At 68.0% G+C, this 21,871-nt stretch carries 25 protein-coding genes; 16 read left to right on the top strand and 9 right to left on the bottom strand.

Annotated elements, in window-relative coordinates; genetic code table 11:
• Positions 1-183 precede the first annotated feature (183 nt).
• The 8 genes from HZ321_RS06460 (at position 184) to ureG (ending at position 6,079) form a co-directional block, all read left to right on the top strand.
• On the top strand, positions 184-1,038 hold the full coding sequence (locus HZ321_RS06460) for an urease accessory protein UreD (protein WP_206682726.1): 855 nt from the start codon (positions 184-186) through the stop codon (positions 1,036-1,038).
• A 33-nt stretch (positions 1,039-1,071) separates the two neighbouring features.
• Entirely contained in the window at positions 1,072-1,374 is a 303-nt protein-coding gene (locus HZ321_RS06455) for an urease subunit gamma (RefSeq protein ID WP_181701320.1), read from the top strand.
• Positions 1,375-1,384: 10 nt separating this feature from the next.
• Positions 1,385-1,690: an urease subunit beta gene (locus HZ321_RS06450; RefSeq protein WP_181701318.1), complete on the top strand. Its 306-nt coding sequence runs from the start codon at positions 1,385-1,387 to the stop codon at positions 1,688-1,690.
• A gap of 59 nt (positions 1,691-1,749) precedes the next feature.
• Entirely contained in the window at positions 1,750-3,486 is a 1,737-nt protein-coding gene (ureC, locus tag HZ321_RS06445) for an urease subunit alpha (protein ID WP_181701316.1), read from the top strand.
• A gap of 87 nt (positions 3,487-3,573) precedes the next feature.
• Positions 3,574-4,029: a DUF29 domain-containing protein gene (locus HZ321_RS06440; RefSeq protein ID WP_206682725.1), complete on the top strand. Its 456-nt coding sequence runs from the start codon at positions 3,574-3,576 to the stop codon at positions 4,027-4,029.
• 40 nt (positions 4,030-4,069) lie between these two features.
• Complete coding sequence (locus tag HZ321_RS06435; protein WP_181701314.1) at positions 4,070-4,759, top strand: urease accessory protein UreE; 690 nt, start codon at positions 4,070-4,072, stop codon at positions 4,757-4,759.
• Complete coding sequence (locus tag HZ321_RS06430; RefSeq protein WP_244635595.1) at positions 4,680-5,462, top strand: urease accessory protein UreF; 783 nt, start codon at positions 4,680-4,682, stop codon at positions 5,460-5,462. The genes HZ321_RS06435 and HZ321_RS06430 overlap by 80 nt, the downstream gene beginning before the upstream one ends.
• Entirely contained in the window at positions 5,459-6,079 is a 621-nt protein-coding gene (gene ureG, locus HZ321_RS06425; RefSeq protein WP_181701312.1) for an urease accessory protein UreG, read from the top strand. The genes HZ321_RS06430 and ureG overlap by 4 nt, the downstream gene beginning before the upstream one ends.
• On the opposite strand, the gene HZ321_RS06420 is transcribed toward ureG, so the two are convergent.
• Positions 6,069-6,938, bottom strand: coding sequence for a LysR family transcriptional regulator (locus tag HZ321_RS06420; RefSeq protein WP_181701310.1), 870 nt, complete (start codon positions 6,936-6,938; stop codon positions 6,069-6,071). The genes ureG and HZ321_RS06420 overlap by 11 nt on opposite strands.
• 96 nt (positions 6,939-7,034) lie before the next feature.
• Here HZ321_RS06420 and HZ321_RS06415 point away from each other — a divergent pair, with 96 nt between their 5' ends.
• From HZ321_RS06415 to HZ321_RS06405, 3 genes are all read left to right on the top strand, one after another.
• Complete coding sequence (locus HZ321_RS06415; RefSeq protein WP_181701309.1) at positions 7,035-7,493, top strand: tautomerase family protein; 459 nt, start codon at positions 7,035-7,037, stop codon at positions 7,491-7,493.
• Between the two features lie 129 nt (positions 7,494-7,622).
• Positions 7,623-8,570, top strand: coding sequence for an AEC family transporter (locus HZ321_RS06410; RefSeq protein WP_181701307.1), 948 nt, complete (start codon positions 7,623-7,625; stop codon positions 8,568-8,570).
• Positions 8,571-8,657: 87 nt separating this feature from the next.
• Positions 8,658-10,034 (top strand): MFS transporter, encoded by a 1,377-nt coding sequence (locus HZ321_RS06405; protein WP_181701305.1) that lies wholly within the window; start codon positions 8,658-8,660, stop codon positions 10,032-10,034.
• Positions 10,035-10,039: 5 nt separating this feature from the next.
• On the opposite strand, the gene HZ321_RS06400 is transcribed toward HZ321_RS06405, so the two are convergent.
• From HZ321_RS06400 to HZ321_RS06380, 5 genes are all read right to left on the bottom strand, one after another.
• Positions 10,040-10,309, bottom strand: a complete 270-nt coding sequence (locus tag HZ321_RS06400; protein ID WP_181701303.1) for a sulfurtransferase TusA family protein — start codon at positions 10,307-10,309, stop codon at positions 10,040-10,042.
• Positions 10,309-10,482, bottom strand: a complete 174-nt coding sequence (locus HZ321_RS06395; RefSeq protein WP_181701301.1) for a hypothetical protein — start codon at positions 10,480-10,482, stop codon at positions 10,309-10,311. Before HZ321_RS06395 ends, HZ321_RS06400 begins: the two co-directional genes overlap by 1 nt.
• Before the next feature lie 10 nt (positions 10,483-10,492).
• Entirely contained in the window at positions 10,493-10,639 is a 147-nt protein-coding gene (locus tag HZ321_RS06390; protein WP_181701299.1) for a hypothetical protein, read from the bottom strand.
• A 96-nt stretch (positions 10,640-10,735) separates the two neighbouring features.
• Entirely contained in the window at positions 10,736-11,344 is a 609-nt protein-coding gene (locus tag HZ321_RS06385; RefSeq protein WP_181701297.1) for an SCO family protein, read from the bottom strand.
• Positions 11,341-11,850 (bottom strand): copper chaperone PCu(A)C, encoded by a 510-nt coding sequence (locus HZ321_RS06380; RefSeq protein ID WP_181701295.1) that lies wholly within the window; start codon positions 11,848-11,850, stop codon positions 11,341-11,343. The genes HZ321_RS06385 and HZ321_RS06380 overlap by 4 nt, the downstream gene beginning before the upstream one ends.
• Before the next feature lie 210 nt (positions 11,851-12,060).
• On the opposite strand from HZ321_RS06380, the gene HZ321_RS06375 reads away from it, so the two are divergent.
• Positions 12,061-13,857, top strand: a complete 1,797-nt coding sequence (locus HZ321_RS06375; protein ID WP_181701293.1) for a long-chain-acyl-CoA synthetase — start codon at positions 12,061-12,063, stop codon at positions 13,855-13,857.
• Between the two features lie 23 nt (positions 13,858-13,880).
• Positions 13,881-14,423 (top strand): DUF924 family protein, encoded by a 543-nt coding sequence (locus tag HZ321_RS06370; RefSeq protein WP_181701291.1) that lies wholly within the window; start codon positions 13,881-13,883, stop codon positions 14,421-14,423.
• Positions 14,424-14,425: 2 nt separating this feature from the next.
• Here the strand turns inward: HZ321_RS06370 and HZ321_RS06365 are convergent, their stop codons facing one another.
• The 3 genes from HZ321_RS06365 to HZ321_RS06355 form a co-directional block, all read right to left on the bottom strand.
• Complete coding sequence (locus HZ321_RS06365) at positions 14,426-14,947, bottom strand: disulfide bond formation protein B (RefSeq protein ID WP_181701289.1); 522 nt, start codon at positions 14,945-14,947, stop codon at positions 14,426-14,428.
• Between the two features lie 376 nt (positions 14,948-15,323).
• Entirely contained in the window at positions 15,324-16,577 is a 1,254-nt protein-coding gene (locus HZ321_RS06360; RefSeq protein ID WP_181701287.1) for a vWA domain-containing protein, read from the bottom strand.
• Between the two features lie 296 nt (positions 16,578-16,873).
• Positions 16,874-17,089, bottom strand: a complete 216-nt coding sequence (locus HZ321_RS06355; RefSeq protein WP_181701285.1) for a DUF1674 domain-containing protein — start codon at positions 17,087-17,089, stop codon at positions 16,874-16,876.
• Positions 17,090-17,239: 150 nt separating this feature from the next.
• Between HZ321_RS06355 and htpX the strand changes: the two genes are divergently transcribed.
• The 3 genes from htpX (at position 17,240) to HZ321_RS06340 (ending at position 21,866) form a co-directional block, all read left to right on the top strand.
• Complete coding sequence (htpX, locus tag HZ321_RS06350; RefSeq protein ID WP_181701283.1) at positions 17,240-18,208, top strand: zinc metalloprotease HtpX; 969 nt, start codon at positions 17,240-17,242, stop codon at positions 18,206-18,208.
• 374 nt (positions 18,209-18,582) lie between these two features.
• On the top strand, positions 18,583-19,881 hold the full coding sequence (locus tag HZ321_RS06345; protein WP_181701281.1) for an RsmB/NOP family class I SAM-dependent RNA methyltransferase: 1,299 nt from the start codon (positions 18,583-18,585) through the stop codon (positions 19,879-19,881).
• 245 nt (positions 19,882-20,126) lie between these two features.
• On the top strand, positions 20,127-21,866 hold the full coding sequence (locus HZ321_RS06340; protein ID WP_181701279.1) for a heparinase II/III family protein: 1,740 nt from the start codon (positions 20,127-20,129) through the stop codon (positions 21,864-21,866).
• The last annotated feature ends 5 nt before the right edge of the window (positions 21,867-21,871 follow it).

Below are 21,871 nucleotides of genomic sequence, written 5' to 3'. Positions count from 1 at the left end.
CGCGGTCGGGTTTCGGCTAAAGCCGGAAAGTGGCGGGAGTGTGGGCGGGTTGCACAGGAAATAGGCAGCGCTTGCGCTGACGGTTGCAGCGGTCTGCCTGCTTTCGGCGAGGCGTATGTGGCCCCGGCCTTGCACGGTGATGGTGAGACAAGAATGTCCATGCGGGGAAGCGTCCGAGAGCCGATGAATGCCGTCCTGCCGATCGCGGCCGAGGTGCCGATGCCGATCGTCCGCATGCAGCGGGCGCGCGGGATTGCGCGCGTGTCGTTCAAGCAGGCGGCAGGCCGGACGCGGCTCGACGGGCTGTTCCAGGAAGGGTCGTGCAAGGTTCGCCTGCCGCGCGTCCACGACGGGCGCGGGCCGATGGCGGTGTTCATCAACACGGCCGGCGGGATCACCGGCGGTGACGAGATCACGCTGGAGGCGGCGTGGGGCGAAGGCACCCGCGCGACGGTGACCAGCCAGGCAGCCGAGCGGATCTACAAGCGATCGGACGGTGCCGGGACGATCCTCAACAGGCTGACGGTGGGCGCCGGCGCCGACGCGCTCTGGCTGCCGCAGGAGACGATCGTGTTCGACCGCGCCGCGCTGTCGCGCCGGCTGGAGGTGGATCTCGCGTCGACGGCGCGGTTCACCGGGGTGGAAGCGATCGTGCTCGGTCGGACGGCGATGGGCGAGGACGTGCTTGCGACCGAGGTCGCCGACCACTGGCGGGTGCGCCGGGGCGGGCGGCTCGTCTATGCGGACTCGCTGCGGCTCGTTGGCGATACGCGTGCGATCCTGTCCGGCGGCGCCACGGGCCGCGGCGCGCGCGCCTTCGCCACGGTGCTCCACGTGGCGGACGACGCGGAAGCGCGGGTGGAGACGCTGCGCGACCTGCTCGACGGCGCCGAGGGCGTGGAGGCGGGCGTCAGCGGCTTCGACGGGATGGCCGTCGTCCGGCTCATCGCCGACGACGGACGCCGCTTGCGGACGGCGCTGGAAACCGTGATCGTCGACCTTTCCGGCGGCCCCGTGCCGCGGGTCTGGTCCATCTGAAATCACTCACGAAACGGCAGGGCAACTGACCCCATGAACCTGACGCCTCGAGAAAAGGACAAGCTCCTGATCGCCATGGCCGCGGTCGTCGCCCGTCGGCGGCTGGAGCGCGGCGTGAAGCTGAACCATCCGGAAGCGATCGCCTTGATCACCGACTTCGTGGTGGAAGGCGCGCGCGACGGCAAGACCGTAGCGCAGCTTATGGCGGAAGGCGCGACGGTGCTCTCGCGCGACCAGGTGATGCCGGGCGTGCCGGAGATGATCCACGACGTGCAGGTCGAGGCGACGTTCCCGGACGGGACGAAGCTCGTCACCGTCCACGAACCGATCCGCTGAGGAGGCTGCCATGATCCCGGGTGAAGTCATCGCTGCCGACGGCGAGATCGAGCTGAACGCAGGGCTGCCGACGGTGACGCTGGAGGTGTCCAACACCGGCGACCGGCCGATCCAGGTCGGGAGCCACTATCATTTCGCCGAAACCAATCCGGCGCTTGCTTTCGATCGCGACGCGGCGCGCGGATGCCGGCTGGATATCCCCGCCGGCACTGCCGTCCGCTTCGAGCCGGGGCAGACGCGGAACGTGACCCTGGTGCCGTTCGGCGGCAAGCGCGAGGTCTACGGCTTCCGCCAAGAGGTTATGGGAGCGCTCTAGCCCCGCCGAGGCGCAGTCTCCGACAGCTTCGTATCAAAGATCCCTGCCAGGAAGATCCCATGTCCTATCGCATCTCCCGAGCCGCCTATGCCGACATGTATGGACCGACCGTGGGCGACAAGGTTCGCCTGGCGGACACCGAACTCCTGATCGCGGTGGAGAAGGATTTCACCACCTATGGCGAGGAGGTGAAGTTCGGCGGCGGCAAGGTGATCCGTGACGGCATGGGCCAGAGCCAGGCGACGCGGGCGCAGGGCGCGGTGGATACGGTGATCACCAACGCGCTGATCGTGGACCACTGGGGCATCGTGAAGGCCGACGTCGGGATCCGGGACGGGCGGATCGTCGGCATCGGCAAGGCCGGCAACCCGGACGTCCAGGCGGGGTTCGGCAACATGGACCCGGCCATCGCCATCGTGGTCGGGCCGGGCACCGAGGTGATCGCGGGCGAGGGCAAGATCCTGACGGCGGGTGCCCTCGACACCCACATCCACTTCATCGCGCCGCAGCAGATCGACGAAGCGCTCTATTCCGGCGTGACGACGATGCTCGGCGGCGGCACGGGGCCGGCGACGGGCACCGCCGCCACCACCTGCACGCCGGGGCCGTGGCATCTCTCCCGTATGATCCAGGCGGCCGACAGCTTCCCGATGAACTTGGCCTTCTCCGGCAAGGGCAACGCGGCGCTGCCGGCCGGGCTCGTCGAGCAGATCGAGGCGGGGGCCTGCGCCCTCAAGCTGCACGAGGACTGGGGCACCACGCCGGCGACCATCGACAACTGCCTTTCGGTCGCTGACGACTACGACGTGCAGGTGATGATCCACACGGACACGCTGAACGAGTCCGGCTTTGTGGAGGACACGGTGAAGGCCATGAAGGGCCGCACCATCCATGCCTTCCACACCGAGGGCGCGGGTGGCGGGCATGCGCCCGACATCATCAAGGTCGCGGGGCTCGCCAACGTGCTGCCCTCGTCGACCAACCCGACGCGGCCCTACACGCGGAACACGCTCGACGAACACCTCGACATGCTGATGGTCTGCCATCACCTGGATTCGTCGATCCCGGAGGATGTCGCCTTCGCCGAGAGCCGGATCCGCAAGGAGACGATCGCGGCGGAAGACATCCTGCACGACATGGGCGCCTTCTCCATCATCGCCTCCGACAGCCAGGCGATGGGGCGCGTGGGCGAGGTGATCATCCGCACCTTCCAGACCGCCCACAAGATGAAGGTCCAGCGCGGGACTCTGGCGGAGGATGTCGGCACAGGCGCCGACAATTTCCGCGTCAAGCGCTACATCGCCAAGGTGACGATCAACCCGGCGATCGCGCACGGTCTCGACAGACACGTGGGGTCGGTCGAAGTCGGCAAGCTCGCCGACCTGGTGCTCTGGTCGCCGGCCTTCTTCGGCGTGAAACCCGACCTGGTGCTGAAGCTCGGCACCATCGCCGCGGCGCCGATGGGCGACCCGAACGCCTCGATCCCGACGCCGCAGCCGGTGCACTACCGGCCGATGTTCGGCGCCTTCGGCAAGGCGATGACCGCCTCGCGGATCACCTTCGTGTCCAAGGCCGCCTACGAGAACGGCATCAAGGACCGGCTGGAACTCGACAGCCTGGTGCTGCCGGTGGAGAACGTGCGCGGCGGCATCTCAAAGGCCTCAATGGTGCACAACGCAGCGACGCCCCATATCGAGGTGGATCCGGAGACCTACGAGGTGCGGGCAGACGGGGAACTGCTCACCTGCGAGCCGGCCGAGGTGCTGCCGATGGCGCAGCGGTATTTCCTGTTCTGAGTTCGGGAGGCTCGGGGCAAACACCGTTCGATGGCGGTTCGACGGGCGCCCATGGCGCATTATCGTCTGCTGATCTAGATTGGTTCCATGGCCAAGCTGCTCGACCGTCCGACTATGCCGGACACCTATGAGGAAGATTTCTACGCCTGGACGCAGGAACAGGCGGCGAAACTGCGCGCCCGTTCCCACAACGACATCGATTGGGAGAATCTGGCGGAGGAGATCGACAGCGTGGGGGGGCAGCAGAAGCAGGAAATCGAGAACCGGCTGGATCAACTGCTGATGCACCTCCTAAAGGCCCGTTTCCAACCTGAGCAATGGAAAGGCGGTTGGCAGGCGACCATCAAGGTTCAACGGCTCGGCATCCAGAAGGTTATCCGCAGGAATCCTAGTCTGAAGAAGTATCCGGCCGATGTGCTCGCGGAGGAGTACGAGACCGCTCGCCTGCTGGCGATCGCCGAGACCGGACTTCCGGAGTCCACGTTCCCCGAAACTTGCCCGTTCACGATCGAGGAGATCATGGACGACGGGTTCTTCGGCTGATACGGCAGCCGCACGTCCATCGCTGACCAACGAGAGTTTCATGATCACCGCCACACGCATCCTTCCCGCGGGAACCTGGACCGGCGCGCCGGCCGATACGCTGGTTCTCGAGCGCGACGACCGGCACCGGCGGCGGCTGGTGATGCGCTGCGTGGGCAAGACGATCTTCCTGCTCAACCTGCCGGAGGCGCAGGTGATGAAGGAAGGCGACGCCTTGGAGCTGGAGGACGGCCGGCTGATCGCCGTGAAGGCCCAGGCGGAACGGCTTCTGGAGGTGACGGCGCGCGACCCGCTGCACCTTGTGCGGATCGCCTGGCACCTCGGCAACCGCCACCTGCCGACACAGATCCTGGGCGACCGGCTGCGGATCCGCGAGGATCACGTGATCGAGGACATGCTGGTGAAGCTCGGGGCGGAGGTCCGGCACGTCGCCCACGGGTTCGACCCGGAGGGCGGTGCCTACGGCCTCGGCACGGTGCATGGTCATGCGCATGACGACGATCATGCCCACGGGCACGAGCACGGTGCGGACTGCGGTTGCGGGCACGACCATGACCATGGACACGGTCACGACCATGGACATGATCACTCGGCCGAACACGCCCATCCTGGCCACGAGCACGCGCATGGCAAGCAGGCCGGACATGCCCATGACCACCGTGGACATGCGCACCATGAGCACGGTCCCGACTGCGGCTGCGGGAATGACCACGGCCATCGACATGGCTGATGCGATGACGGGTGAGGCCGCCACGGGAGAAGCGATCGTCAAGCTGATGACGTGGCTGTCGCCGGCCTTTCCTGTCGGCGCGTTCACCTACAGCCACGGGCTGGAGTGGGCGATCGAGGACGGCACCGTCACGTCGGCCGACGATCTCCGGGCCTGGCTGTCGGACATCCTCAGGCATGGGGCCGGCCGGTCGGATGCGATCCTTTTCGCCCATGCCTACCGCGCCTCGGCCTCAGGCGACATTGGCGCGATGCGCTCCGTCGCCGAGCTTGCCTATGCGTTGCAGCCCTCGCGCGAACGGCGCCTGGAAGCCGGGGCGCAGGGCAAGGCCTTCGTCACCGCCATCGGTGCGACCTGGGATGCGCCCTCGCTTGCTTTGCTGGCTAAGGATCTGGCGCCGACGCCTGTCGCCTATTCCGTGGCGGTGGCGGTTGCCGCGTCGGATCATCGGCTCGGGCTGCCGCTTGCGCTGGAGAGCTTCGTCAGCGCCTTCGTTGCGAACCTCGTCTCGGCGGCGGTGCGCGCGGTGCCGCTCGGGCAGACTGACGGGCAGCGGGTGATCCGCGACATGGCGCCGATCGCCTCGGCCGTCGCAGGGGAAGCGCTCGCGGCTACACTCGACGACGTGGGCGGAGCGGTGCTTAGAGCCGACATCGCATCGATGAAACACGAAACCCAGTACACGAGACTGTTCCGGTCATGACAGCCAAGTCCCACGGTCCTCTTCGCGTCGGTATCGGCGGCCCGGTCGGGTCGGGAAAGACGGCGCTGATGGACGCGCTCTGCAAGGTGCTGCGCGAGCGCTACGACATCGCCGCCATCACCAACGACATCTACACCAAGGAGGACGCGGAGTTCCTGACGCGTTCCGGGGCGCTGCCGCCGGAGCGGATCGCCGGCGTGGAGACGGGCGGGTGCCCGCATACCGCCATCCGCGAGGACGCCTCGATCAACCTCGCGGCCGTTGCCGAGTTCAACGAGCGCTTTCCGGACCTCGACGTGATCCTGATCGAGAGCGGCGGCGACAACCTCGCGGCGACCTTCTCGCCCGAGCTCGCCGACATCACGATCTACGTCATCGACGTGTCGGCCGGCGACAAGATCCCCCGCAAGGGCGGTCCGGGCATCACACGGTCGGACCTCCTCGTGATCAACAAGATCGACCTCGCGCCCTACGTCGGGGCGTCGCTGGAGGTGATGGACCGGGATTCCAGGCGGATGCGCGGCCAGCGGCCGTTCGTCTTCACCAACGTGCGGGCCGGCCACAACGTGGACCAGGTGGTGGCCTTCATCGAGGAAGCCGGCGGCCTCAAGGGGTGAGGGGAGAGGGCGACGCGGCGGACAGCACGTCGCCCAAACGATCGAGGGCGAAGGCTGCGGCCTTGTCCTTCAGCCTGTGGTGGAGCACCACCTCGCTCAACGGGAGCGGCGGCAGGCCGTGTTCCTCGCCAAGACGGCTGGTGCCATCCGGCCGGTGCCGGGCACCCAGGCAGGCGATCCCGAGGCCGGCGGACGTCGCGGCTTGGATTGCGGCCACCCCGCGTGACAGGAAGGCCTCGAGGTAGGCCAGTCCCGCGCCTTCCAGGGCCCCAATCGCGGCCATGCGTGCGTTGCAGGGACTTTCCAGAGTGACCAGGGGAACCGGTTCGCCGGGCCGCCAGCCGAGGCTCGGGGCGGCGAACCAGCAGAGATCGTCGCGGTAGAGGACGCGGCCATCGGTGGGGCCAGTGTTGCGCCGGATGACGACCGCGTCGTGGCGGCCGTTCTGGAAAGCGGCGAGCAGGTCGTCGGAAAGGCCGAGGAAGATCCGCAGTTGCAGGTTGGGTACGAGGCGGCGGAGTTCGGCCAAGGCCGGCGCCAGCGAGAGACCGCCGGCGTGCTCGCTGATCCCGACCGAGAGCGTGATCGCGGGCTCGCCGACCAGGGCGCGTCGGAGGGCGTCGTCGTGGGCGGCCAGGATGCGACGGGCGTCGGCGAGAAATGTTTCGCCGAAGGGCGTCAGCATCACCGATCGCGGCGTCCGTTCCAGGAGGGTCCGGCCGATCCGCTCCTCCAACTTCTTGAGGCGAACGCTCACGGCGGACTGAGTGGCGCCGATGCGCGTTCCGGCGGCGGTGAAGCTGCGGGTGTCGGCAATCGCGGCAAAGCTGCGGAGGAGGTCGATATCGAGATCCATCATCATTCTATTTCAGCATTTCTGATATTCTGTCAATTCGTTTTCCGAATGACTCACACGGTTCTAGGCTCCTGGGGTGTTCAATCGATGGAGATCGCCATGCCCCTCGTCAGCGTCACTTTTTCGACCCCTGCCAGCGAGACCGATCAGCGGGCCCGGGTCGCCCGACTTATGACACGCCTTGCGGCCCGGGTTCTGAAGAAGCGGGAGGATCTGACGGCCGTGATCGTCGAACAGGTCGACGCCAGTGGCTGGACCATTGCGGGCCGGTCGCTCGCAACCTTGGGGCTGGCGAGCTATGCGGTCGAGATCAAGGTCACCGAGGGGACCAATACTGCCGCTGAGAAGGCCTCGTTCCTGGCGGAAGTGCATGCCGGGATGGGTGAGATCCTTGGCGCGCTGCATCCGGAAAGCTATGTCCACGTGCTGGAGGCGCGCGGCGACGCGTATGGCTACGGCGGGCTGACGCAGGCGTTCCGGGCCGACGAGGCCGCCATCGAGCGCAAGCGGCGTGACGACCTCGCGACAGCTGCGATCGCGCGGTACGGTGTCCGGTGAGGGTTGTCCGATGACTGGTCAATCATCGGACAACTTCGATCTTGCCGCGGCGTTGACGGGGATCTAGGAAGGGATGTCGGCGTGCCGCGGAACGGTTCGCCCCTCCCGCCGAAGCGAAGCCCGTCCGCCTTGTCCCAGATCGTCGACAACGTCATCCCCATCTTCGCGCTGATCGCGATCGGCTGGGCGGCCGTCGCGCTCCGCCTTCTCAAGGCGGAGGTGGGCGATGCGCTCGGCGACTTCGTGTTCAAGCTCGCGGTGCCGGTGCTGCTGTTTCGCACGATCGCGGAGGCCGACCTCGACGGATCGTCGCCATGGACCCTGTGGGCCGCCTACTTCTCCGGCGTCGCGGTGACCTGGACTGTGGGTCATCTCCTGGCGACGCGGGTGTTCAAGCGTGATGCGCGGCTCGGCGTGGTTGCGGGGGTGTCGTCGGCCTTCGCCAACAACGTCTTCATCGGCCTGCCGCTGGTGGGGCGGATGCTGAGCGACCAGGGCGTCGCGGCTCTTTCGATCCTGCTCTCGGTGCACCTGCCGGTGATGATGATCGCGGGGACGCTGATGATGGAGCGGGCCGAGCGGGCCGTCGAGGGGAAGGCCGGGCAGGGGATCGGCGCCATCCTGCGGCAGGTCGCGCGGAACCTCGTCCGCAATCCGCTGGTGATCGGCCTTGTCGCCGGATCGCTGTTCCGGCTGACGGGGCTGCCGATCGGCGGCATTCCGGAGGTGGTGATGGATCAGATCGCCGGGCTCGCCGGGCCGGCGGCGCTGCTGTCGATGGGCATGGCGGTGCGCAAATACGGCGTGCGCGGCCATCTCGGGCCGGCCGTGACGATGAGCGCATTGAAGCTCTTCCTGCTGCCGGCCTCCGTCTACGTGGCGGCGCATCTGCTCGAGCTCTCGCCGGTCTGGACGGCGGCAATGGTACTGACCTCCTCGGTGCCGACCGGCGTCAACGCCTACCTGATCGCCAACCACTTCGGCGTCGGCCATGGCCTCGCGTCCTCGACGATCACGCTGACGACGGCGCTCGGCGTGTTCACCGTGTCGATCTGGGCGGTGATCCTCGGCGTCTGACGCGCCCGGCGGGGTTGCCGGCCTATCGGTTTTGACGCCTGATTGGCGCGCCGTGCGAATCGACGGCGCCTGCCCGCCGGAGATGTCATGGCCACTGTCGCATCCCGACCCCAGGACGTGCCGCGGGCCGGCATCCTCGGCTGGCTGCTGTTCGATTGCTCGACCCAGCCGTTCTACACGCTTGTCACCACCTTCGTGTTCGCGCCCTTCTTCGCGGCGGCGGTGGCGTCGAGTCCCGTCGAGGGCCAAGCCCTCTGGGGCTATGCGACGGCTGCCGCGGGGCTGGTCATCGCGCTGACGGCGCCGCTCCTCGGCGCCGTGGCGGACGCGGCGGGCCGACGCAAGCCCTTCGTCGCCCTGTTCGGGTTCATGATGGCGGCGGCGTCCGCCGGCCTCTGGTTCGTGGTGCCGGGGGCGCCGATGGCCGTGCCGCTGGCGCTGCTGCTGTTCGCGATCGGGACGATCGGCGTGGAATATGCGGCCGTGTTCAACAACGCGATGATCCCGAGCCTCGTGCCGCCGGAGCGGATCGGTCGGCTGTCCGGAACGGGTTGGGCGGTCGGCTACATCGGCGGGCTGGTGAGCCTGGCGCTGACGCTCGCGCTCATGGCCGGCGACCCGGTCACCGGCAAGACCCTCGCGGGGCTGGACCCGATCTTCGGGCTCGACCCGGCCCTGCGGGAGGGCGACCGGGCGGTCGGGCCGCTTTCGGCGCTCTGGTTCGCCGTGTTCGTCACGCCGCTGCTGTTGTTCACGCCGGACACGCCGGGTCGGATGCGGGTGGGGGAGGCGGTCCGGGCGGGCGCAGGATCGCTCCTGGAAACGCTCAGGTCGTTGCGCCAGATGAAGGATGCGGCCTTCTTCCTCGCCGCGAACATGATCTACACGGACGGCCTGATCGCCCTGTTCGCCTTCGGCGGGGTCTATGCCGCGGGCGTGCTCGGTTGGGGAACGATCGAGATCGGGATCTTCGGCATCCTCCTTACGATCACCGGCACCATCGGAGCCTTCGTCGGCGGGCGGCTCGACGATCGCTTCGGCTCCAAACCGGTGGTGCTCGGCGCGCTCGGCCTGCTCACCGCGGCGGCGGTCGGGATCCTCTCCATCGATCCCGCGCATGTGCTGTTCGTGGTGCCGGTGACCCCTCCCGCCCCGGGCGACGGCCTCTACGCCTCGTGGCCGGAAAAGCTCTACCTGGTGCTCGGCGGACTGATCGGGCTTGCCGCCGGGCCGGTGCAGGCGGCCTCGCGCACGCTGCTCTGCCGGGTGGCCCCGGCGGACAGGATCGGCCAGTTCTTCGGGCTGTTCGCCCTGACGGGCAAGATCACCAGCTTCATGGGGCCGCTGCTGGTGGGTCTGACCACGCAGTTGTCCGGCAGCCAGCGTTTCGGGGTGGTGCCGCTGATCGGTCTGTTCCTGGTCGGGGGAGTGCTGCTGCTGAAGGTCCGGGTGCGCCGGCCCTGACCCGGTCAGCGACCGCGTTCGATCAGGAAGCGGATGAGGTCCCCGTCGCGCTCGGTCGCGAGCAGCGTGTGACCGTTCTCGTTGCAGAAATGGGGAACGTCGATCGCGGCCATCGGGTCGGTGGCCTCGACGAGAAGGCGACCGCCGAGAGGCAGCCGCCCGATCGCCTTGCGGGCCTTCAGGACCGGGAGCGGGCAAAGGAGACCACGGACGTCGAGGATCTCGGCGTTTGCCGCGTCGAAAGCTTCCGAAGCGGACGGCTTTCCGGCTGACATCAGCGGATGACGGACAGGCAGATGTCGACGAGGGCGTTCAGGCCGCCGCTCGCCTCGGCCGACAGGGCGACGCCGAGACCCATGACCGCAAGTGGGAGAACCACCGATGCGACCAGATCCATGCGCGAAGCTTGCGTCCGGCTCGGCTTGGCGGAGTGCGGGTCGGTGTCCATGCCCATCTCGTCAGAGGCAGCCGGCGAGGCCGGCGAGGAGGCGCGCCGCGAAGACGGACTCGCCCTGCAGGATCTGCAGCGCAAAAGCGAGCACGCCGGCAGCCAGGATGAGACCACCCCCGCCCCACGTCACCACCGTCGCCAAGCGCGCGTTCATACCGAATTCCATTTCCCGGACGGTGGGACCGTCCACTGACGAACTATACGCCCGGTCGCCAGGGCTTTCCATTGCCATGGATCAAACGCCTCGCTCTCAGCCGGCGACCAGACGCTGGAGCTTGGCGAGCGCGTCGGCCTGCGCCTCGCCGTAGGAGATGGTCCCGCGGAACCGTCCGTCGGCGCCCATCAGGAAGACGGCCGCCGTGTGGTCCATGGTGTAGTCGCCGCCTTCGGTTGGAACCTTGCGGCGGTAGACCCTGTACTTGGCAACGACGTCGGCGACCTGATCCTCGGTGCCGGAAAGGCCGATCACCTTGTCCGAAAAAGATGACAGGTAGCTCTTCAGGCTTTCCGGGGTGTCCCGTTCCGGATCGACCGTGACGAACACCACGTTGAGCTTCTCGGCGTCGGCCCCCATCTCGCCCATCAGCACGCTGAGTTCCGCCAGCGTGGTGGGGCAGACGTCGGGGCAGTGGGTGAAACCGAAGAAGATGGCGTAGGGCTTGCCGGCGAGATCCTTCTCCGTGATCGTCCGGCCATTGGTGTCCACCAGCGTGAACGGCCCGCCCACCGCAGCCTCGCCGCTGCCGACCACGTCTTGCGGTCCTGCCTGCCGGCCTTGCCAGACGATGTAGCCGGTCACGCCGGCCAGCACCACGACAAGGGCCCAGGTGAGCAGGCGGACCACTCTCAAGGCGTTCATTGCTTCATCACCCGGACCATGCCGACGTCCCAGACGGCCGCCTTCAGGGCGGCTTCGGTGCCGTCGGAGAACTTGAGCGTCACGTCGTAGGCCTTACCGATGCTCAACATCGTGTTCAAGCCCAGGAGCATCAGATGGTAGCTGCCGGGCTGGAATTCGACTTCGCTCTTGGGCGGTATCTCGATCGCGTCAATCGCCGTCATCTGCGGAAAGCCGTTCGGCGCCTTCATTGTATGGAGCACAACGGATCCGGCGACGGGCGAGGAGGCCCCGATGAGCGAAATGGGTTTGTCGGACTTGTTGCGGATCAGGAAGTAGACGGCGCTCACCTTCTGGCCGGGCGGCGTCGCGCGGGCCCAGGGAGCAGCGATCTCCAGGTCTCCCACGGTCACCATGGGAACCTCGACCTCGGCCTCGGTCATCGCCTGCGCCAGAGCGGGGGGAGCGGCGAACGGTGGGATAATGAGAGCAGCCAGGAGAGCAGCGGCCGAAAGGATGGTTTTCATCTGGGGCGTTCCTCACACTTCTTGTGCTTTTCTGCGGTTGGCCGATCATCACATAGGCGGACGGAGGAAAGGTTTAATCCCGCCTATGGTCGCAGGCCAGCAGAAGCAGCGGCGGCAGACCGTTTCCGGTTGACGCTTACGTTCACGTAACATATGAGCCAATGCAGGGGGCCGTCAGAGCAACCCAGTCCGGGAGGAGGACACGCAGGCATGAGCTTCGGCGAGCGAGCACGCAGCGAGTGGGCGTATCTGAGCGGCGCGGTCCGCATGTTGAAGCGGGTGACGCGGATCGCGAGGACGCCCGACCTGACCTGGCCGCGGGTCGTGGAGGATCTGGCCGCCCGGTTCGGCGAGCGTACCGCGCTGATGGGTGAAGGCGAGCATCTCACCTATGCGCAGTTCCATAAGCGCGGCAACCGATACGCACGCTGGGCGATCGCCAACGGCATCCGCAAGGGCGACGTGGTGGCGCTCATGATGTCGAACCGGCCGGAGTACCTGGCGGTTTGGCTGGGGATCACACGCGCCGGCGGCGTCGTCGCGCTGCTCAACACCAACTTGGCCGGGGTATCGCTTGCTCATTGCGTCGGGATCGCGAAGGCCCGTCATGTGATCGTGTCCGGCGACCTGATCGAAGCCTGGCAAAGCGCCGAGGGTTTCGTGCCGTCAGCGCCCAAGGTGTGGACGATCGGTGCCGATACGGTGGGGACGCCGCTGGAACCCGTGCTGGACGGCCTGTCGGACGCCGATCTTGCGCCGGGCGAGGTTCCGGCGCTCACCTCCAACGACCGTTGCCTCTTCATCTACACGTCCGGTACCACGGGCCTGCCCAAGGCCGCGAACATCAACCACTACCGGGTGCTCGCCATCATGAACGGCTTCTCGGCCGCGATGAAGGCGACCGCCGAGGACCGGATGTATGTCTGCCTGCCGCTCTACCACACGTCGGGCGGCGTGCTCGCCGTCGGCACCGTCCTGACCGTGGGGGGATCGGTGATGATCGCCAAACGGTTCTCGGCCCGGCAGTTCTGGGACGACATCGTCGACAACAACTGCAGCATGGCCCAGTACATCGGCGAGCTCTGCCGCTACCTGCTCAACTCGCCGCGGCATCCACGGGAGCGCGCCCACCGGCTGAGGATCATGAGCGGAAACGGCCTTCGGCCCGACGTATGGTTGCCGTTCAAGGAGCGGTTCGCGATCCCGCAGATCCTGGAGTGGTACGCCTCGACGGAAGGCAACGCCGTGCTGTTCAACCTCGACGGCAAGGCAGGCTCGATCGGGCGGGTGCCGAAGTATCTGGAGCGCAAGTTCCTGCTCAAGGTGATCAAGTACGATGTCACCGCCGACCGGGAGGTGCGCGACATGGACGGGCGCTGCGTGGAATGCGCGCCGGACGAAGTGGGCGAACTCGTCTCCGAGATCGTCAACGACCCGAAGAAGCCGAGCCAGCGCTTCGAGGGATACGCGGACCAGGCGGCGACGGAGAAGAAGATCCTCACCGACGTGTTCAAGACGGGCGACCGGTGGTTCCGGACCGGCGACCTCGTGCGCAAGGACAGCCTCGGCTATTACTTCTTCATCGACCGCATCGGCGATACCTTCCGCTGGAAGGGCGAGAACGTCGCGACCTCCGAAGTGGCGGAGGCGCTCGGCGTGTTTCCCGGCGTGATGACGCCCAACGTCTACGGCGTGCAGGTGCCCGGGAGCGAGGGACGCGCGGGCATGGCGGCCATCGTGGCGGCCGACGACATCGACCTGAAGGCGCTCTCCCGCCACCTGGACCAGCAGCTGCCTGCCTATGCCAAGCCCCTGTTCCTGAGGCTCAAGAGCGAGATCGAGACCACCGGAACGTTCAAGCTGAAGAAGGTGGACCTCGCCTCCGAGGGCTTCGATCCACACCGAATCGAGGATCCGCTCTTCTTCCTCGACCCGCGCGAACAGTGCTACGTGAGGCTCGATGCCGCCGGCTACGATGCGATCGCGCGGGGAGACGTGCGGCTCTGAGGCAACCTGCCGGAGGATCTGAGATGACCGACGCTGCGATCGACGTTCTGAGCTTCTGGTGGGACGCCGGACCGGCGGCCTGGTTCGCGGGCGGCGCGGACTTCGACGCGCGCTGCGCGGAGGCGCTCGGCGCGCTGCACGAGCAGGCGGCCGCCGGCGATCTCGACGATTGGGAGGCGACGCCGCACGGAACGTTGGCCCTCCTGATCCTGCTGGACCAGATCCCGCGCAACATCTTCCGGCGGACGCCGCGGGCGTTCGCAACAGACGCCAAGGCTCTCAAGATCGCGGAGCGGGCGGTGGAGAAGCGCTTCCCGGAGGCCTTTCCGGTGGATGTGCGGGCCTTCTTCTACCTGCCGTTCGAGCACGCGGAGGACATCGCGGCCCAGACGCGGTCGGTCGACCTCTTCCGCGCGCTGAAGAACCGCGAACTCGACTACTACGCGCTCGTGCACATGGACGCGATCCGCCGGTTCGGGCGGTTTCCCCATCGCAACGAGATCCTGGGGAGGACCTCGACGCCGGAGGAGATCGCCTACCTCCAATCCGGCGGCTTCCGCGCCTGAGATCAGAGAACGGCCTTTTCCGAGGCGAAGGCGCCCCGCAGGGCCAGCAGCGCCACAGCGAGCGATGCGACGACGTTCCACCCGGCGAAGGACAGGCCGAACAGGTCGACCGAGGCCTCCGAACACGAGACGAGGCGGGTGTTCTTCATCTGCGACAGCAGATCGGCCGCGTCGGTGACGGGCGCGACGCCGCCGCCGCAGTCGGACGGGCCGAGCCAGAAATCGTATTCGGCGCCGGCATGGTAGCCGCCGAGGCCGACGCCGGCGAGGAAGACCAGTCCGGCCAGGAGCGAGAGAAGGCGCGCCGCCCGCGGCATCCAGCGGCGAAGCAGGATCGCGAGCAGCAGCAGCGGCAGGCCGGCATAGTAGAAGAGCCGCTCCTGAAGGCAGAGCTTGCAGGGCACGTAGCCGCCGATGATCTGGAACCCCCAGGCGCCGAGGATTGCGGCCAAGCCGATGAGCAGGGCGAGCAACGGCGCGCGCAGCGGAGCGGGCTGGATCGACGGGCTTACGGGGGCGGTCATCGGGACGGTCTCGGCGGCGAATGGGGCTTGCGAGTAGCATTCCCCGCAGACGCGGGCAACGCACCTTCGTGGCGATCCGTCAACGAGGGGAAGGAGGTTGTCTCGGAACGCGGGGGGTGAAGCCCGCGATGCCCTTTCGAACGCGACCCCGGGGGGCTGGGGGGCTGGAAAAGCCGGGATCAGAAGAAGGGATCCCGAGACAACCGAGGCTTAAGCTGCCAGCGTCGCATGGTCCCGGATGGGCGAGACCGTGGCGAAAACAAGGATTCTCGTATCAGGATGTGTCCGCCTCCCGCGATGGTGGCGCTACGCGAAACCCCCGCCGTCGTGATGACGGCGGGGGCCTGCCCGTCCGGGGTGGTGGACGGCCGGGGTCTCAGACCGAGAGGCGGAGGCGCTGGATCTGGTTGGCGATCGCCTTGTAGGCGGCGAGCAGTTCGGCGCCGTTCTTGGCGTCGAAGAAGAGCGGGGCGCCTCCCTCGACAGAGGCACAGTCCTTCAGCGTCTTCTTGGCGTCGGCGTCGGCGAGTTCGAAGCCAACGGCGTAGACGGTGATGCCGGCGCTCTTCATCGCGGTGCAGGTGGCGACAGCCTCGGCCATCGACTTGGCGACGTTGGCGCCGCTCATGGTGCCGCCCCAGGTGTTGTAGAGGCCGTCCGTCATCAGGATGGCGATCTTCTTGACGTCCTTGTCGCCGTAGGAAGCCGGCTCGCTGCCGACGAGCACGTCGCTCCAGACCGGGGAGAGGAGGCCGAAGGCCCAAGCCGTGCCGAGGTGGCCGGCGGTGGTGCCGCCGGTGGTCAGCTTGTCGAGGCGGGTCAGCAGCGCGGCGCGGTCGTCGGTCAGCGGCATGACGGCGCGGGTGGGGCAGCCGCTGCCCTTCTTGAAGGGCGAGGCGATCGGCGAGGCATCGGTGGCGGTGGTGCCGGAGGCGCGCTCCAGGACGCAGGAGGCGCTCTTGCCGCCGGAGACCTTGGCAGCGAGCGAGCCGGCGTTGACGCCGGCGCTGAAGGGCGCGAGGCTGATCCGAACGTCCTGCGTCGGCTTGCCGGTCGCGGGCAGCAGCGTCTTGACGAGGTCCTTGGCGGCCGCCTCCAGGACGGTGATCTTCTTGCCCTTCTTGTCGGCGGTGATCTCCTCCATGGAGCCGGTCAGGTCCAGCATCATGGAGATCTCGATGACGCTGCCGTCGATCTGCGAGGTCGAGGCGATATTGATCGGCAGGGTCTTGATGCCGGCAAGGCCCATGAAGGCGGTCGGCATGGTGCCGCCGGCAGTGACCTTGACCGCGTTGGTGGTGAAGTCCGGGACGGCGTCGAAGGTCTCGGTCTTGAAGCCGCGGTTGGTCTCGATCAGGAAATTGGCGTCATAGGCGTCGCGCGCGGCCTTCTTGATCGTCGCGGTGTTGGTCTCGCCGGAGGCGACCAGCTTGGCGGCGACCAGGGAGGCCGCGTCGGCGGCGCCGGTCATCGTCGCCTGGATCTTCAGCGACTGGCCGAAGTCGACGGAAGCGCCAACGGTGAGAAACACACCGGCGCTGGCGATGGCGAACAGGCTCGCCATGGAACCGCGGGCGTCGGAGCGGAAACGGGTGATCGAGGACTTCAGCTTGGAAACGGTGGTGCGCATCGTGGCCTCCGGTGCGTGAACCCGCCGTGCCGCCGGCGGGGTGTCGTGCCCGGAGTTCCGCAGGAGACGTGCCGAAGCGCGCCAAAGCGCCTCCGCGAGCCCTGTCGCGGATGCCAAGTGATTGATTCAAAATGAAGGGATTGTCTGCCAGGGTTACCGGCCAACGGGCCGTCCAGGGGCTTGTTCACCGCTCGTTTACGGTGGGCCGTCCGGTTCGCTACAGATCGGGATGCGGGGTCGCGCCTGCGGGACGACCCTCGGTCCCGGATCGGGACACGTCCCGTTTCAGGACACCCTCAGAAATCGGCCGTCAGTCCCTTGATCTCCCAGTCGCCGTAGCGGACCGGTTCCAGGCCGCCGCGGCCTTGGATCTCGCGCGGGGCCTGCTCCGCCGCCGCGGCGGCGGCCCGGCGCTCCTCGGCCTCCCGAAGGGCGCGCTGTGCCGCCGGGGGCAGGTCTTCCAGACGGCGCTGTTCGGAGGCGGGCTGGTGGGTCGTCTCGTCAGGTGTCATCGTGCGATCCGGTTCAAGGTCCCGCTGGTGCTTGCTTGATGGCGGGCATCCAGATCCCCATCATATAGTCAATCTGCGGGCGTCTTGTCCCGCGCCGGGACATGACGACCTCCCCGGCTTTGGTCGAGGTCGGGAAGGCCTGAAAGCGCGATGAACATCCTGAAGACCGCCATGCTGCTCGCCGCCCTGACGGCGTTGTTCATGGGCGTCGGCTACCTGATCGGCGGCAACCAGGGCATGGTGATCGCCTTCGTGGTGGCGGCGGCCATGAACCTGTTCAGCTATTGGAACGCGGACAAGATGGTGCTGCGCATGCATCGCGCCCGCGAGGTGGACGCACGCACCGCACCGGAGTTCTTCAGGCTCGTGCAGGGGCTGGCGGCGAACGCCAACCTGCCCATGCCGCGGGTCTACGTGATCGACAATCCGCAGCCGAACGCGTTCGCTACGGGACGCAATCCGCAGAACGCGGCCGTCGCGGCCACCACCGGCCTGCTGGAGATGCTGACGCCTGAAGAAGTGGCCGGCGTGATGGCGCACGAACTTGCCCACGTGCGCAACCGCGACACGCTGATCATGACCGTCACGGCGACCATCGCCGGCGCGATCTCGATGCTGGCCAACTTCGGCCTGTTCTTCGGCGGTTCGTCGCGCGAGAACAACGGCAATCCGCTCGGCTTTATCGGCGTGATCATCGCGGTGTTCGTGGCGCCGCTGGCGGCCGCCCTGGTCCAGATGGCAATCTCGCGCACTCGGGAATACTCGGCGGACAGGCTGGGCGCGGAAATCTGCGGCCATCCGGAGTGGCTGGCCTCGGCGCTCGGCAAGATCGCGGGCGGTGCGGCGCACATTCCCAACATGACGGCCGAGGCGAATCCTGCTACGGCCCACCTGTTCATCATCAATCCCCTGTCGGGCCAGCGCATGGACAATCTGTTCTCGACCCACCCGGCGACCGAAAACCGGATCGCCGCGCTGATGGAGTTCGCCCGCGGTGGCCTGGCTTCGGCCGGTAGCTTCGTGGAAAGCGCGCCGTCGGCCGGGCCCGCACCGCGCGGACCGTGGGGACGGCGCAGCGGCGCACCCGGACCGGGCCAGCGACGCGGACCTTGGGGATGAAGCCTCCGACAAGACAGGGACCAGGAAACGGAAGCGGCGGCGGCAAGGGCGGGCCCACGGGTCCGCGCAAGCCGTCGCGGCCGTTCGGCGGCGGCAAGCCCGGCGGTGCACCGCGTGGGGAACGCCCGGCTTCCGGAGGGGCGCCGCGTGGCGAGGGCCGGCCGGACCGGAACGTCGAGGCTCGCGGGGATCGCCCGCAGCGCAGCGGCGACGCCCGGCCTCAAGGCGGGGGTGATGCTCGCGCCGATCGCGGCGGGGGCAAGCCCGGCAGCTTCAAGGCTGGGCCGAAACGGCCCGGCGGCGGTGGCGGCTATGGCTCCGGGCGGCCTGGCGGTGGAGGCCGGAAGGGCCCGCCCGCGGCGGCCATCGTGGGCATGCCGGCGCGTGCGCTCGCGGCGGATCTCGCCGCGGCGGTATTCAAGGGCAAGATCCTCGACCAGTTGCTCGACACGGGAAAGCTCGCCGATCGCTACCAGCTCCTGGAGCCACGCGACCGTGCGCTCGCACGGGCGATCGTGGCGACCACGCTTCGCCGCAACGGCCAGATCTCGGATGCGATCGGCCGTTTCCTGGAGCGTCCGCTGCCGGAAGACCTGCTGCAGCTGAAGGCCATCATGCACGTGGCTGCGGCGCAGGTGCTGTTCATGGGGATCGCCGACCACGCGTCCGTCGCCATCGCGGTGGAGCAGGTGGACGCGGACCGCGACTGCCGGCCGTTCAAGGGCGTCGCCAATGCGATCCTGCGCCGGGTCGCACGCGAGAAGGACCTGATCCTCGCCGACCAGGATGCGGTCAAGCTCAACACGCCGGAGTGGCTGCTGAGCCGCTGGACCGAAACCTACGGCGAGGAGACCGCACGCGCGATTGCCGCGGCGCATATGGTCGAGCCGAGCCTGGACCTCACCGTGAAGAGCGATCCGGAAGGCTGGGCGGCTCGGCTCGGTGGCATCGTGCTGCCGACAGGCTCGGTGCGCGTCGTCGTCCAGGGCGCCGTGGAGAAGATCGACGGCTACGACGAAGGCGCGTGGTGGGTGCAGGACGCGGCGGCCACCTTGCCGGTGCGGCTGCTCGGCGACGTCAAGGACAAGAAGGTCGGCGATCTCTGCGCGGCCCCGGGCGGGAAGACCGCGCTGCTCGCCCATCTCGGCGCCAAGGTGACCTCGGTGGACAGCTCGGGTCATCGCCTGCAGCGGCTTCGGCGCAATCTCTTCCGGCTGGAGCTTCCGGCCGACACGGTGATGGCGGATGCCACGGAGTGGATGGGCTCCACCTTCGACATGATCCTCTTGGATGCACCGTGCACGGCGACCGGAACGATGCGGCGGCATCCGGACGGCGCGTTCCTGAAGGGGCCGGAAAGCATCGCCACGCTCGCGGGGCTGCAGCGGAGACTGCTGGACCATGCGATCCGCATGCTGCGGCCGGGCGGTCTTCTCGTCTATTCCACCTGCTCGCTGGAGCCCGAGGAGGGACCGGACCAGATCCGCCGGCTCCTGCTGATCGACGCACCGGTCGAACGGGTGCCGGTTTCGGCCGACGAGGTGTTCGGGCTTTCCGAACTCATCACGCCGGACGGCGACGTGCGCACGCTGCCGATCCACCTTCCGAACCCGGACCCGCGGCTTGCCGGCATGGATGGGTTCTTCGCGGCGCGGCTGCGCCGCAAGGCGTGAGGCGAACCGCCCGCGCGATACGAGAGTAAGGTCAGGCGTTTGGTGTTTGTTGCCCGGCGGCAACGTTGCTGCCTTTTTCCTTGTCGCACTCACTCTTTGGTAACCAAGGCGCGCGTCCCATGGGGTGCAGCGTGGGTGCTTCTGTCCCGCGTCCGACGGCATTCCGCACAACACTCCGACAGGAGGTCGGGGTGAGGCGGATGGCGCCGAGATCGGGGCCAGCGGGCGAGGAGGCGCAAGGAACCATGGCGTGGGAGTCGGTCAGCGGGATCGCCCGGCTCTCCTCCTATGCGGTGGGCGTGCTCACGCGCCGCGCCATCGTTCGCCTGGAAAGCGGCCCGTTCGGACGCTGGCGCTGGCCAGGGCCTACGCCGGAGCGGCTGGTGATCGCGCCGCAGGATATCCGCACCGCCGATCCAACGCTCGCAGCCGATATCTATGCGGGGCTGTTCCCTTTCGCCGGCCAAGTGGTCGACACCGGCGGCCGATCGCCGTTCGAGGTCAAGCCGGCCTCCGACGCCTGGGCGCGCGAGCTTCACGGCTTTTCCTGGCTGCGGCACCTGCGCGCCGCGGACAGCGCGCTGAACCGGCAGAACGCGAGGGCGCTGGTGGCGGACTGGATCGCGCAGGAGGCCAAGGCCCCGCCGCTCGCTTTCGAACCCGATGTGCTCGCCCACAGGGTGCTCGCCTGGATCACCCAGTCGCCGCTGATCCTGGAGGACGCGGACCGGACCTTCTACCGGCGGTTCCTGAAATCCCTGGTCCGCCAGGTACGACGCCTGCGGATGCGGTTCCTGGATGCACCCGGGGGCTACCCACGTCTGCTTTCGGCCGTGGCGGTGGCGGAGGCGGCTCTCTCCATGGACGGTCAGCAGCGGTTGGTGCGCCAGGCGACCCAACGCCTGGACCAGGAACTGAAGGAGCAGGTGCTGCCGGACGGCGGGCATGTCAGCCGGAACCCGGGCGTTCTCCTGGAACTCCTCGCCGAGCTGCTGCCGCTGCGCCAGGCCTACACGGCCCGGGGGATGTCGCCCTCGCAGGAGCTGATCGGCGCTATCGACCGGATGATGCCGATGCTGCGCTTCTTCCGGCACTCCGACGGGACCTTCGCGCACTTCAACGGCATGGGCTCGACCCCGGCGGACTTGCTTGCCACGGTGCTCGCCTACGACGACATCCGCGGTACGCCCGTGAAGAACGCCAGCCATTCCGGCTACCAGCGGATCGATCACGGCGGCACGGTGGTGCTGATGGACACCGGCGGCGTCCCGCCGCTCGGGATGAGCCGGACCGCGCACGCCGGGTGCCTGGCCTTCGAACTGAGCGGTGGGGCGCATCGGGTGATCGTCAACTGCGGAGCGGCCGATGACGAGCGTTGGCGGCAGGTTTCGCGGGCGACGGCGGCCCATTCGACGTTGACACTGGAGGACACCTCGTCGGCCCGATTCGTCACCTCGCCCGTGCTCCGGCGGCGGATCGGCAACCTCATCCTTTCGGGGCCGAGCGCGGTCTCGGTAGACCGGCGCGATATGGCGGAAGGCACCATCGTCACCGCCAGCCACGACGGCTACCTGAGGGGGTTCGGGCTGGTGCACGAGCGTACGCTCAGGATCGCCGCCGACGGCGGGACGATCCAGGGCCTGGATCGGCTGACCGGCAAGGCGTCCGGCACGCGGGACCGGTTCACGATCCGCTTCCACCTGCATCCGGCGATCCGGGCCAACCGCACCACCGGCGGCGACATCCTGCTTGTCGCGCCCGACGGGGAGGCCTGGATGTTCTCCTGCCCCCTGATCGAGCCGGAACTGGCGGAGAGCATCTACCTGTCCGATGTGCATGGTCGGCGGCGGACGGCGCAGGTGGTGATTTCCGGGCGGGCAACGATCACGCCCGACATCGGCTGGACGCTGACCCGGACCGCGCCGGGCAACCGGGCCCGCATGCCGCGGGTGCGGGGAACGCTCGGCGGCAGCCTGTTCGATTAAGCTCC

This window comes from Chthonobacter albigriseus, assembly GCF_013839445.1.
GTDB classification, from domain to species: Bacteria; Pseudomonadota; Alphaproteobacteria; order Rhizobiales; family Pleomorphomonadaceae; genus Chthonobacter; species Chthonobacter albigriseus.
This window is presented reverse-complemented; position numbering and strand designations above follow the sequence as displayed.